This window comes from uncultured Pseudoflavonifractor sp. (assembly GCF_944387275.1).
Taxonomy (GTDB): domain Bacteria; phylum Bacillota; class Clostridia; order Oscillospirales; family Oscillospiraceae; genus Pseudoflavonifractor; species Pseudoflavonifractor intestinihominis.
Map to the genome: position 1 here is coordinate 1 of NZ_CALXEG010000062.1, position 12,381 is coordinate 12,381.

The window sequence follows — 12,381 nt, forward strand, 5'->3', positions numbered from 1 at the left end:
GACACCTCCATTGCTGGCTGATTTCATTCACGCCAGAGTCTGTAAACCAAAGTGCGAAAAATTCTTGACACTACCGGCAGGTTATAGACAAACCGATTCATCAGGGGTATTTCTGGTATTGATATCCGCAAAAGCGTAGAACTTACCCGAATACCGCTGTTTCATATCACAAAGGTTCTTATGTACTGCATCGATCGTAAACGCCATGGACATGAGCCACGGGGCGTTGAACGGCATGATGACCGTCTTTTCGACTCCCAGCGCATCCATCATCTTCTGGTATCGGTGCAGATTGACATAGGATCACACATCATCAGAATCCGGGTTGGCTTTGCGGACAGCATCCGGGAGAATATGAATGTGTGCATCTATCTTTGTTCAGCGTTTTCCAATCGACCATATTTTAAACTCCAGGCGAATTTTCGAGAAGGCTTTCGCTGTAAGCGGCCGGCAGAACTCTCCGCCGGCCGCCTCTCTTATGTTCTTTTTACGCCCTACCCTTCCAGCCGGAGTTGCCTGGCCCGGAGGGCAGTGGAGAGCGCCAGCTTTTTCACCTCCCCGCTGTCAAAGGCTATAATGGCGATATCCCCGCTGCGGCTCACCAGCATGCCGGGACCAAAGGTCCTGTGATCCAGCCTGGTACCCGGGACATAGCCGTCTGAGAGCTGAGTGATCTGTTCCCGGCTCAACTGCGTTGCCGCCGGCAGCTTTTTGACCGCCGGCTTTTGGGGCGTTTCCTTCGGCTTCGGCGGGAAAATCTCCCGGGAAAACACGGACTCCATCCCCACCTTCCGGAAGGTGACGATGTTCAGCTCCCGTTTGGCCCGGGTCATGCCCACATAGAACAGCCGCCGCTCCTCCTCATAGGCGTCCAGCTCCTGGGCCGTTGCGCCGCGGTCCGGCACCACCTTGGGCAGCATGCCGTCCGCCACGTCCATCAGAATCACCCGGTCGTACTCCAGGCCCTTGCTGGAGTGGATGGTGGAGAGCACAAAGGGGCAGTCCGGCGTGCCGGCGCCCGCCTGCACCACCTCCCGCAGCTCCTCCAGCCGTTCCAGGAGCCGTCCCGGCGTGGGCTCCTCCGCCCCCAGAGCCACCAGGATCTCTGCCTTGTTCAGATCTCCGCCCCGGGTCTCCAGGTAGGCCCCGTAGCCCATGAAGTGCACGATGCGGTAGACCGCCTTGTCCGCCGGCTCCTCCAGAAGATTGTTCATATGGGTCTGAAGAGCCTTGCACTGCTTTCTGGTCCAGGGGGACGCCGCCGCGGATGAGGCGATATACTCCAGGATGGTCTCCCCTGCCCCGCCGGACCGGGCCACGGCCTCCCGGGCCAGAGCCCGGCTGATGCCAGCCCCCAGCTTGTAGTAGATGTTCAGAAAATAATCGGCGTTGCCCGGCTCCTGGGCAAACCGGATGATGTCCGCGATATCCCGCACCACCCGGTTGGTGAAAAAGAGGCTCTCCACCTGCCGGCAGCGGTACGGGATGCCCGCCCGCTCCAGAAGGTCCATCAGCGGCAGGGCGCTGTCGTTGTCCCGGTAGAGTACGGCGGTCTCAGTGTTGCAGTCCTCCGCCATCCTGCAGAGATATCGGTACTGCCTCTGCCGGTCATAGACCGAGATCTCCCGGAGCTCCGGGCCGCTCCCCCGGGTGGCCCGCATGTGCTTGGGGTGGCGGTTTTTGTTCCTCTGGATGAACCGGTCCGCCGCCGCCACGATCTGCTCCGTGGAGCGGTAGTTCTGCTCCATGTACAGCACCTTGGCGTTGGGGTACACCCGGTCAAACTCGGTGAGAGCCTGGGGATAGGCCGCCCGGAAGCCGTAGATACTCTGGTCCTCATCCCCCACCATAAAGAGGTTCCCGCTCTGCCCTGCCAGCAGGTGGATGATGGTGTGCTGAATCTTGGAGGTATCCTGGGCCTCGTCCACGCAGAAATACCGGTACCGGTCCCGTACCGCACCCAGGATCTGGGGATACTGCCGCAGGATCTGGAGGGCGTAGACCATCTGGTCGTCGTAGTCCATCAGCTGCTTGTCCCGCAGGATCTTACAGTAGGTCTGATAAAAGGCGGGGAAATCCAGGCCCTCCACTTCGACTTGAGACAGCTCCTCACCCTTGAGCATCTGGTTCTTGACATAGGTGATGGCGGTCTCAAGGCCTTTTATGGTGCTCTCGGTGGCATATTCATTGGTCTGGCTCCGGTAGAGCTCCCCCAGAAAGGCGCTCTTCCGCCCGCTGTCCTCCAGCAGCCGGAAGGCGGAGCGGCCTGTGACCCGCTCATAGTAGCGGATGATCCGGCTGCACACGCCGTTGATGGTGCGGAAGCTCAGCAGCTTTGCCGCCTCCTCGCCAAAAAAGGAGGCAAAACGCCGCTCCATGTCCCTGGCCGCCGCCACGGTGTAGGTCATGGTGAGGATGCTCTCCGGCCGGATGCCCCGCACCTGGCACATGTAGCCCAGCCGGGTCACCAGGACGGTGGTCTTGCCGCTGCCCGGCACCGCCAGCAGCAGCACCGGCCCCTCTACCGCCTGCACCGCCGCCTCCTGCTGCGGGTCCAGACGGATGGAAAACTGTGCTTTGAATTGGGAAAAGTCCATTGCTTACTCCAATATCCAGCGCACTCCCTTCCCCGTAAGCGGGGCCGCGCGCCTGGTTTCTCACGCTTGCAATACGTACTATTATAGCCGGAGGCGAAAAACCAGTCAATGGAAAGAGTCCATGATCCACCCCCTCTTCAACCCCAAGCGGAACCTTGACACAGGCCGCGGCATATGCTACAATGCTACCATTCACTTTGCACTGCACTCTACCCCCTGCCGGGGGCAACTACAGTACAAACTGAGCAGGCCACGGATTCCGGCGGGAATCCACGGAGCCGGGCCGCACTCCGCGGCAGCAGATGGTCTTTTATGCATCTGTGGGACAGTTGTATGTTCCATGGGTGTATTTTTTTATACTCTGAGCATACATGGCTGATGGTTGCGGGCGAGTGCCAAAGCGCCATTTTTTCATTTGGAGGGTCTTTTATGGACAAGAAAGCAAATGAGAGCCTGGCTATGCGGTTCTCTTTCGTAACAATCCTGGGCAACTTCCTGTTGACTGCGTTCAAGCTGCTGGCCGGCATCGTGGCTCACTCGGGAGCCATGATATCCGACGCCATCCACTCCGCCTCCGACGTGCTGAGCACCTTTGTGGTCATCGTGGGCGTAAAGCTCTCCGGCAAGGAGTCGGACAAGGAACACCCCTTCGGACACGAGCGCTTTGAATGCGTGGCCGCCCTGATCCTGTCGGTGCTGCTGGCTGTGACCGGCCTGGGCATCGGCTGGGCCGGTATCCAGAACATCATCGGGGACAGCGCCGCGCTGGTGGTCCCCGGCCAGCTGGCCCTGGTGGCCGCCGTCATCTCCATCGTGGTCAAGGAGGCCATGTACTGGTACACCCGGGCTGCCGCCAAGAAGATTGACTCCTCCGCCCTGATGGCCGACGCCTGGCACCACCGGTCCGACGCCCTGTCCTCTGTGGGCAGCTTCATCGGCATCCTGGGCGCCCGGCTGGGCCTGCCGGTGCTGGATCCCATCGCCAGCGTGGTCATCTGCCTGTTCATCCTCAAGGCCGCCTATGACATCTTCCGGGATGCCATCTCCAAGATGCTGGACACCGCCTGTTCCAACGATGTGGAGGAGCAGATGCGCAGCGTGGCCCTGTCCCAGGAGGGCGTGCTGGGCGTAGACCGGCTCCAGACCCGCCTGTTCGGCGACCGCATCTATGTGGAGATCGACATCGCCGCCGACGGCAGCACTCCCCTGTCCCAGGCCCATGAGGTGGCCACCATGGTACATGACGCCATCGAGCAGCAGTTCCCCAAGGTCAAGCACTGTATGGTCCATGTCAATCCCCTGGAGGTCCATCCGGCGGGCTGAGCCTTTCCAGGAAGAAATTCCAACTGTCAGGAGATCGCCATGCTTCACACCCTTCTTGTGGGCCCCAGCGGGAGGGGCCGGGCCGTCTGGATGGATCGGCTTCTGGATGGACTGGACCCCTCCCTCCCCCTGTGGGGTTACCGGACCCCAAAGGAGCCGCCGGACCCGTCCGGACGCTCCCCCATCCGTCTCTGCCCTGTCGGCCGTTCTGCCGGACAGGGCGGTCCCATCCTGCTGGGCTGGTGCAGGGACAGACAGTCCCTCCCCATTCCGGAGGCCTTTGAACGCGGCGCCCGGTTCATTGAACGCGCAGGTCCCGGCGGCCTGCTCCTGCTGGATGAGCTGGGGCCGATGGAGAGCCGCTCTCCCCGCTTTTGTCGGGCAGTTCTGAACGCGCTGAGCGGTGATACCCCCATTCTGGCCTGGGTGCGGGACTTGGACACCCCCTTTCTCGCCGCTGTGCGCAGTCATCCCAGGGCCAGATGCTTCTATCCGCCTCCCGCCTGCGACCCCGCCCTGTTGGAGACGTTGTCTGCATTTCTCACCGCACAGCTGGCGCCAGGCGGCCGGCCTCTATAAAAATTAAATGCCCCGGACGCTCCATGGCGGAGCGTCCGGGGCGTTCTGTCTCTGTCCCGGATTACACGTCCTTGTTCAGAACGTTGTCCAGCGCCTTGCTCATAATAATGTAGAGCACAAAGGTCACGACCATGCTGACAATGGCAGGCACCAGGAAATTGTATATCAGTGCCACCTCGCCTACTGCCGTTCCGATAATCCAGGTGATGATGGCAACCCAGTTGATCTTCTTATTCTCCTTGCTGCGCTTGACGCAGAAGGCCTCGGCAATGATAAGGCCGGGGATGGGGGGCAGCAGGACGGACAGCGTCTGCACCACGGGCAGAAGGAACTTGGTGGCGCCCACAGCGGCGAAGATGGCGGCGGCGGTCGCCACAATCACGGCCAGCACGGCGTGCTTCACTCTGCCCTCCATGCGGGTGTCCTTCATGACGTTCTGCAGAGCCAGACTGGCGCTGTAGATGTTGTTGTCCTGAGTCGTCCAGACGCAGAAGATGGCGCAGATGAACACCAGCACGCCCAGGCCCAGGGCAGCGGTGGCGGTGACGAAGTCGCTCTTGTTGGTAGCCTGAGCGGTCATGATGCCGATGACCTCAAGGCCGAAGAGGCCGACAGCCACGGAGACGGGTGCACCGATTGCCACGTGAGAACCCTTCTTGGCATAGCGGCACACATCGGGAGAGACGATGCAGCCGAAGATCCAGGCGCCTACAAAGGAGGTGGAGCCGGCGGCAAAGGAGATTGCATTGCCCTCCTCGGGGACAAAGTGGAACACGGCCTCATAGCCGGCGGTCTTTCCAATGGCAATGGCGCAGGCAATGGTCAGAATAATGGCGCAGGGAACGCCCAGCCAGCTGACGATCTCCAACCCCTTCACGCCGCGGATAGCGGACTGGGCCCACAGGGCTACCACAATGATGGAGGTAATGCCGACAGGAATGGGCCACCAGCTGAAGGTGGAGTCAATCAGGTTGGAAAACGTATCGGCGTTGACGGCAATCCAGTTGACGGCGGACACCGCCAGCAGCAGGGAGAGGATGGAAGAACTGCGGGCGCCCAAGGACTTTCTGGCCAGCACCGACGTGGACAGACCCGTCTTGTAGGCAATGACGCCCAGCAGGGTGGCGACCAGAATCAGCATCAGATTGCCCACGGCGCAGGCCAGTACCGCCTCTTTAAACGGCATCTTAAAGCCTACGGTGGCGCCGGTGACAAAGTTGGACAGTGAAATAGTATAGCCGGTCAGGATGACCAGAATACTGCCGACGCTTTTACGTGCACTCTGCGGCACTGCGTCGTAGACGTATTCCATTTCGCTGCTGTTTTCCGGTGCTGGTGCTTTGGTTTTCGGCTGTTCGCTCATAACAACATCTCCTTTTTTTGACTTCAGGTCACCCTGAGCAGCGGCTCTGCTGCCGCATTGAGCGCGAAAAAAGCGGGACGTCCCGCAGCAAGGAAACTCCATGTATGAGCACTTTGCCCAATAACTTCACATTAATTAAATAAACAACTATACAAAAGAACGAAAACATAGTATCATAACAAAAGCAGAAAGTATAATATAAATTTGATATAAATATATTTTTTTATATATAAAAAAAATATAGATAAGAAAATTTGTTGGATACACTTTAAAGTTTTAACAAATTCGAAAACTTTATCACGGTAAATAGATATAAATATTTTTACTTTTTCATTGGCAAATCAGCTTCAAGGCGTCAGCTGCTCCGCCGCGTCTGCCCCCGATGCGCCGCTCCCGTGATAAAATCCAAATAAAAAATACCGTCAGGGCATTCTCCTGACGGTATTTTTTATATACGGCTTATGTATCCAGCCAGCGGATGGGCCCCCAGCGATTTTCGGCGGCCTGGTATAGGCGCCAGGCCATCCAGGCGCACAGCAGGCCCACCAGGCACCCCGCGGCCACATCGGAGGGGAAATGGACGCCGACGTACAGCCGGGAGATGCCCATGAGGGCCGCCAGCGCCACTGCGGTCCACCTCATCCACTTCCTGGGCAGGGTTCTGAACCAGCTACCGGCGGCGGCAAAGGCCGCGCAGGTGTGGCCCGACGGGAAGGAGTTGGGGTCGTTCTCCACCACCAGGAAGCTGAGCCCCTCCACGGTCAGCCAGGGGCGCGGCCTGGCCACCAGGTGTTTGATGGCCACATTGGTGAACAGCAGCCCCAGCAGCATGGCCAGCAGGGACAGCACCCCTGCCCGCCGGGTCTTGCGGAAGAAGAGCATGACCACGGACAGCACGATCCACAAAATACCCGCATTGCCCAGCTGGGTGTAAAAGGCTATCAGCGGGTCGAGTATCCCACAGCGTACGAATTCCTGAATCCAGAGCAGCACGGCCCCGTCCAGGCTGAGCAGCGTATCCAGCAACGGTTTTCCTCCTTAGATATCAGTCTCCCTGTCGGGATGCAAAAAGGGCGGGGTCTCCCCCGCCCTGTCTTGTCTTCGGGTCAGGCCGCAGGCTCCACAGGCTCGCAGGTCTGGATGACGCCGTTGACCAGCTCAAAGGTCTTGGTCTTGACGATGTGGGTCTTGCCGATGCGGACCTCCTGGGTGCCAACCGCCTGGGTGATGGGGTTGGTGATGGTGGCCCGGATGGTGAAGTTGACGCTGACATAGCCGGGCTGTGCGCTGGCCACCACGGTGCCGTCCTCCTTCTCCACCGGGATGAGGTAGGGCTCAGAGGAGACCTCCAGCACGTACGCGTCCAGCATGGAGCCGTCCGCCATCAGCTGGGCGCCCTCGCCGCCGGCCTCCACCTGGGCCTTGACCGCCTCGTAGACCGACTCCTGGACCAGGGGCACCTTGACGGTATATTCGATCTGAGTGGTGCTGCTCTCGCCGGGGAGCGGCGTGTCCTTGCCCATGAACTTCAGGGCCACCACGGCGGCCACAGCCACGATCAGGACCAGCACGATCAGGTCGATGACGTTGATCTTGCCGAACAGCCGGCCCTTTTCATCCACGATTTTTCCTTTTTTTTCGTTCATTCTGAGAAACCTCCGTGTGCGCTGTCAATGGAACTTGTAAATTGACATAATTATGGTACAATACAAGAGACACTGCGGATCTTGTACCATATCCGCAGTGCAGATCCCCCATGTACCGGCCCGTAATCCGGGCCTGCACACAGAGATTCGGTCACGCTTCGCGGCTATTGTACCATATCCCTGCCTATGATAACAAGTCTTTTTTGGAGGCTCCAGACATATGAAGGTCATTCACCTGATTTCCGGCGGCGACAGCGGCGGCGCCAAAACCCACGTCCACATGCTTCTTCAGAATTTGTCCCGTACCCCCGGCGTGGAGGTCACCATGGTCTGCTTCATGGAGGGCCCCTTCTCCCAGGAGGCCAGGGAGCTGGGCATCCCCACCGTGGTGCTGCCCGGCAGGAACATCTTCCGCACCTTCCATACCTTAAAGAAAATGATTCTGGACGGCGGCTACGAGATCATCCACTGCCACGGCGCCCGGGGCAACATGATGGGCGCGCTGCTGCGCAGATCCACCGGCCTGCCCGTGGTCACCACCGTCCACTCCGACTGGCGCCTGGACTACCTGGGCCGGCCCATCTCCCGCATCACCTACGGTACCATCAACACCATCGCCCTGCGGCTGCTGGACTACCGCATCGGCGTGTCCGACGCCATGACAGACCTGCTTATCTCCCGCGGCTTTGACCCGGACAAGCTCTTCACCATCTACAACGGCATCGACTTCACCCCCCGCACCCCCTCCATGACCCGCAGCCAGTACCTGGAGAGCGTGGGGGCCCACTGGCCGGAGGACTGCGTCATCGTCGGCATCGCCGCCCGGCTCAACCCGGTCAAGGACATCCCCACCCTGATCCGTGGCTTTGCCCGGGCCAGGCAGTCCTGCCCCAAGCTGCGGCTGCTCATCGCCGGTGACGGCGAGCAGATGGGCGAGCTCAAGGCCCTGGCCGCCGACCTGGGGGTGGCGGAGGACGTGTGCTTTGCCGGGTGGGTGTCCGACGTGGACAGCTTCTACGGCGCGCTGGACATCAACACCCTCACCTCCCTGTCCGAGACCTTCCCCTACTCCCTCACCGAGGGTGCCCGGGCCGGACTGCCCACGGTTGCCAGCCGGGTGGGCGGCGTGCCCTACCTCATCGACCACGGCGTCAACGGCCTGCTCTTTGAGGCCGGGGACTACGAGACCCTGGCCAAGCACCTGACCACCCTGGCCTCCGACGCCACCCTGCGCACCCACATGGGCCAGCGGCTCTATCAGAAGGGCAAGAGCGAATACTCCCTGGAGAGCACCCTCCAGCGGCAGCTGGAGATCTACTCCGTCATCCTCCGCCGGAAGGAGCGGAACCACGGCAGGCGGGACGGCGCGCTGGTGTGCGGCGCCTATGGCCGGGGCAACGCGGGCGACGACGCCATCCTGGAGGCCATTGTCACCGAGCTGCGGCAGATCGACCCCGACCTGCCCGTGTGGGTCCTGTCCCGCAAGCCCTCGGAGACCCGCCTCACCTACCGGGTCAACTCCATCTACACCTTCGCGTTCCCCAAGTTCCTCTGGCGGATGACCAAGACCAGACTCTACATCAACGGCGGCGGCTCCCTGATGCAGGACGTGACCAGCCACCGCTCCCTGTGGTTCTACCTCTTCACCATCTCCGCCGGAAAGATTCTGGGCAACAAGGTGATGATGTACGGCTGCGGCATCGGCCCCATCCACTCCCCCTCCAACCGGAAGCGGGCCGCCAAAGTGCTCCAGCGCCGGGTGGACGCCATCACCCTGCGGGACACCCACTCCAAAACCGAGCTGGAGTCCATGGGAGTCACCCAGCCCAAGGTCGTCCTGTCGGCCGACCCCACGGTCATCCTCCCCGCCGCCGGAAGCGAGGTCATCGACGGCGTGCTGGAGAGCGAGGGGCTGGACCCTTCCGGCAAGTATTTTGGCTTTACGCTCCGCCCCTGGCCCGGCTTTGATGCAAAGGCGGCCATCTTCGGCCAGGCGGCCGACTACGTGTGGGAAAAATACGGCATGACGCCCGTGTTCCTGCCCATCGAGCGGCGGCTGGACGTGGGCGCGGCCCAGAAGGCGGCCATGTACATCAAAAAGGCCCCCTACCACATCCTCCACGCCACCGGCAGCAGCGACCACACCATCGGCCTCTTTGCCCGGATGCAGGCGGTGGTGTCCATGCGCCTCCACGCGCTGGTGTTCTCCGCCAGCCAGGGCGTGCCCCTGGTGGGCGTGGTATACGACCCCAAGATCAGCTCCTTCCTCTCCTACATCGGCCAGGACCTGTACACCGAGCTGGCCGACCTGACCTACGAGGGCCTGTGCGCCCAGATCGACGCCGCCTGCGCCCGGATCGGGGACACGGAGTTCCTGTCCGGCGGCGTGGACCGGCTGCGGAAGGTGGAGCGCCGCAACAGCGAGACGGCGGCGGAGCTGCTGGGCAAGTGATCTCCCTGCTCGCCCGCCCCTCCTCTCCTTATTTATTACTCCTCGGGAGGTCTCTCGGTTGAAGCAATATGTCTGTCTCTCCCCCTCCCCCTGGCAGGCGGTCCCCACCCGGACCCAGCACCTGATGACCCGCCTGCGGGACGCGGAAGTCCTGTTCTTTGAGCCCCCCTCCCCCAGGGGCAGAGGCGCCCGGGACAGCGGCCGCAAGGTGCGGCCCGGCCTGACGGTATACCCCCTGCCCCCTGTCCTCCAGGTGGACGAGCGCCACGGATTTCTCTTCTCCCGGGGCGTCAACAAGATCGCCCGCTTTATCACCGCCAGAATGGACCGCCACCGGTTCCGCGACCCCATTCTGTGGACCACCTGCCCGGATCAGGTCCACCTGTTGGACAGTCTGCCCTTCCGCGGGCTGGTGTACGACTGCGACCGGTACTGGTCCGGCTTCCCCCTGGAGTGGGAGAGCGACCTGGCCCTGTCCGCCGACGTCATCTTCGCCGCCTCCCGGGGGCTCATCGACCACCTGTCCCCCTGCAACGACAACATCGCCCTGCTGCCCAACGGCGTCAACTTCCCCATGTTCGCCCGTCAGGAGGCAGAGCTCCCCGGCGATCTGGCCCGTATCCCCAGGCCCATCCTGGGCTGGGCAGGCACCATCCGCCGGGACCTGGACCTGTCCCCCCTGCTGCGGGCCGCATCCGATCTGCCCCAGTGCTCCTTTGTGCTGGTAGGGCAGGCCGAGAGCGGCGCCCAGCTGCGGAGGCTGTCCGCCCTGCCCAACGTGCATCTGCTGGGCCCCAAGGCCCCGGTGGACCTGCCCGACTACCTGTGCCGGTTCGACGTGTGCCTGAATCTGCTCTCCGCCCGGGAGCAGCCCACCGACATTATTCCAGGCCGGATCTACGAGTACCTGTCCACCGGAAACCCCATTGTCTCCATGATCGGCAGCGGACAGATCGAGCACTTTCCCGACGTGATCTACGGCGCCCACACCGCCCGGGAATTTGTCCAGCTGTGCGCCAGCGCCCTGTCCGAGGTGGGCGGCTGGACCAGAAACCGCCGCCGTGACTACGGCGCCGCCGCTGCCTGGAGCGTCCGGGCCGACGAGGTGTGCCGCATCCTGGACGCCATCGGGCTGTGCTGAAGATGCGGTTTTTGTCCCCCTCTGTCAAAAATGGTCAATTGTCTATTGTCTCCATTTGTCCTTTCTTGTCTAAGCCTACGAAATTGGGGCTGAACCCTTGTAAAGCAGCGCACAATACGATATATTGTATTTATTCTTGGTACTAAGAGGGGTGCTTGCGTTGTTCAACGGAGGACACATTGCCTGCCTGGCCGTCATTCTCAACGGCCCCAATGCACCCGGATCAGACTGCTGAACCATATCAGGTCATCCATAACGAAGGATGACCTGATTTATTTTTCGCAGCGCTGAAATTTTTTGTATCATGGAGGTCGTTATGAGCAAGAAAGTTGCAGTTATCATGGGTTCCGACTCCGACCTGGAGACCATGCGCCCCTGTGTGAAGCGCCTGAAGAGCTTCGGCATCCCCTTTGAGGTGCGGGTCATCTCCGCCCACCGCACCCCCGCCGCCGCCGAGAACTTCGCTTCCCACGCCGAGGAGAACGGCTTCGGCGTCATCATCGCCGCCGCGGGCAAGGCCGCCCACCTGGCCGGCGTCCTGGCCGCCTACACCACGCTGCCCGTCATCGGCGTGCCCATCAAGACCTCCATGATGGGCGGTCTGGACAGCCTGCTGTCCATGGTCCAGATGCCCAAGGGTATCCCTGTGGCCTGCGTGGCCGTGGACGGCGCCGACAATGCCGCTATCCTGGCCGCCCAGATGCTGGCCCTCTCTGACAGCACCCTGGCCGCCGCCCTGAAGGACTTCAAGTCCGCCATGGCCGACGAGGTGGCCGAGAAGGACCGCAAGCTCCAGAGCGAGACCTTTTGAGTTTTCCCTTCCCCATTAAAATAAATCAATTCAGATAGACAGGAGCGGTTTTACATGAGTTACGAGAAGCGCGAGCAGCTGTACGAAGGCAAGGCCAAGAAGGTCTACGCCACTGACGATCCCCAGGTGGTCATTGTGTCCTACAAGGACGACGCCACCGCCTTCAACGGCCTGAAGAAGGGCACCATCGCCGGCAAGGGCGCCATCAACAACCGCATGACCAACAACCTGATGCGCCGCCTGGAGGCCAAGGGCGTGCCCACCCACTATGTGGAGGAGCTCAACGACCGCGAGACCGCCGTGAAGAAGGTCTCCATCGTGCCCCTGGAGGTCATCATCCGCAACATCTCCGCCGGCTCCTTTGCCAAGCGGTACGGCGTGGAGGAGGGCATCGTGTTCGACGCCCCCACCATCGAGTTCTCCTACAAAAACGACGACCTGGGGGACCCCCTCATCAATGATTATATTT

General features: G+C 61.2%; 10 protein-coding genes and 1 riboswitch. Of the genes, 6 read left to right on the forward strand and 4 right to left on the reverse strand.

Annotation, left to right across the window (positions count from 1 at the left end; genetic code table 11):
* Window positions 1-494 precede the first annotated feature (494 nt).
* Window positions 495-2,597 carry an ATP-dependent helicase gene (locus tag Q0K23_RS12150; RefSeq protein ID WP_294522671.1) on the reverse strand — a complete coding sequence of 701 codons (2,103 nt, stop codon included), beginning with the start codon at window positions 2,595-2,597 and terminating at the stop codon, window positions 495-497.
* Between the two features lie 231 nt (window positions 2,598-2,828).
* Window positions 2,829-2,928: riboswitch (NiCo riboswitch) on the forward strand.
* 98 nt (window positions 2,929-3,026) lie between these two features.
* Here Q0K23_RS12150 and Q0K23_RS12155 point away from each other — a divergent pair.
* Both Q0K23_RS12155 and Q0K23_RS12160 read left to right on the forward strand, forming a co-directional pair.
* Entirely contained in the window at window positions 3,027-3,920 is an 894-nt protein-coding gene (locus tag Q0K23_RS12155) for a cation diffusion facilitator family transporter (RefSeq protein ID WP_294522674.1), read from the forward strand.
* Between the two features lie 39 nt (window positions 3,921-3,959).
* Window positions 3,960-4,499 (forward strand): nucleoside-triphosphatase, encoded by a 540-nt coding sequence (locus tag Q0K23_RS12160; protein WP_294522677.1) that lies wholly within the window; start codon window positions 3,960-3,962, stop codon window positions 4,497-4,499.
* 61 nt (window positions 4,500-4,560) lie between these two features.
* Here Q0K23_RS12160 and Q0K23_RS12165 read toward each other — a convergent pair whose 3' ends face one another.
* From Q0K23_RS12165 to Q0K23_RS12175, 3 genes are all read right to left on the reverse strand, one after another.
* Window positions 4,561-5,862 carry a cytosine permease gene (locus Q0K23_RS12165; RefSeq protein ID WP_294522680.1) on the reverse strand — a complete coding sequence of 434 codons (1,302 nt, stop codon included), beginning with the start codon at window positions 5,860-5,862 and terminating at the stop codon, window positions 4,561-4,563.
* Window positions 5,863-6,321: 459 nt separating this feature from the next.
* A complete protein-coding gene (locus tag Q0K23_RS12170) occupies window positions 6,322-6,888 on the reverse strand; it encodes a phosphatase PAP2 family protein (RefSeq protein WP_294522682.1) in 567 nt (188 codons plus the stop codon).
* 80 nt (window positions 6,889-6,968) lie between these two features.
* The gene (locus tag Q0K23_RS12175) at window positions 6,969-7,508 is read right to left on the reverse strand and encodes a DUF4330 domain-containing protein (protein ID WP_294522685.1); all 540 of its coding nucleotides are present in this window, start codon (window positions 7,506-7,508) and stop codon (window positions 6,969-6,971) included.
* Window positions 7,509-7,728: 220 nt separating this feature from the next.
* On the opposite strand from Q0K23_RS12175, the gene csaB reads away from it, so the two are divergent.
* From csaB to Q0K23_RS12195, 4 genes are all read left to right on the forward strand, one after another.
* Window positions 7,729-9,960, forward strand: coding sequence for a polysaccharide pyruvyl transferase CsaB (gene csaB / locus Q0K23_RS12180; protein WP_294522688.1), 2,232 nt, complete (start codon window positions 7,729-7,731; stop codon window positions 9,958-9,960).
* Window positions 9,961-10,018: 58 nt separating this feature from the next.
* Window positions 10,019-11,101: a glycosyltransferase gene (locus Q0K23_RS12185; RefSeq protein WP_294522691.1), complete on the forward strand. Its 1,083-nt coding sequence runs from the start codon at window positions 10,019-10,021 to the stop codon at window positions 11,099-11,101.
* Window positions 11,102-11,417: 316 nt separating this feature from the next.
* Entirely contained in the window at window positions 11,418-11,912 is a 495-nt protein-coding gene (gene purE / locus Q0K23_RS12190; RefSeq protein WP_294522694.1) for a 5-(carboxyamino)imidazole ribonucleotide mutase, read from the forward strand.
* Window positions 11,913-11,966: 54 nt separating this feature from the next.
* Window positions 11,967-12,381 (forward strand): phosphoribosylaminoimidazolesuccinocarboxamide synthase (locus Q0K23_RS12195; protein ID WP_294522696.1); only part of this gene is annotated, 415 nt, incomplete at its 3' end.

Bases quoted from the DNA above. Each gene is read 5' to 3' on its own strand.
- Q0K23_RS12150 (WP_294522671.1), bottom strand. From the start codon at position 2,597: ATGGACTTTTCCCAATTCAAAGCACAGTTTTCCATCCGTCTGGACCCG.
- Q0K23_RS12155 (WP_294522674.1), top strand. From the start codon at position 3,027: ATGGACAAGAAAGCAAATGAGAGCCTGGCTATGCGGTTCTCTTTCGTA.
- Q0K23_RS12160 (WP_294522677.1), top strand. From the start codon at position 3,960: ATGCTTCACACCCTTCTTGTGGGCCCCAGCGGGAGGGGCCGGGCCGTC.
- Q0K23_RS12165 (WP_294522680.1), bottom strand. From the start codon at position 5,862: ATGAGCGAACAGCCGAAAACCAAAGCACCAGCACCGGAAAACAGCAGC.
- Q0K23_RS12175 (WP_294522685.1), bottom strand. From the start codon at position 7,508: ATGAACGAAAAAAAAGGAAAAATCGTGGATGAAAAGGGCCGGCTGTTC.
- csaB (WP_294522688.1), top strand. From the start codon at position 7,729: ATGAAGGTCATTCACCTGATTTCCGGCGGCGACAGCGGCGGCGCCAAA.
- purE (WP_294522694.1), top strand. From the start codon at position 11,418: ATGAGCAAGAAAGTTGCAGTTATCATGGGTTCCGACTCCGACCTGGAG.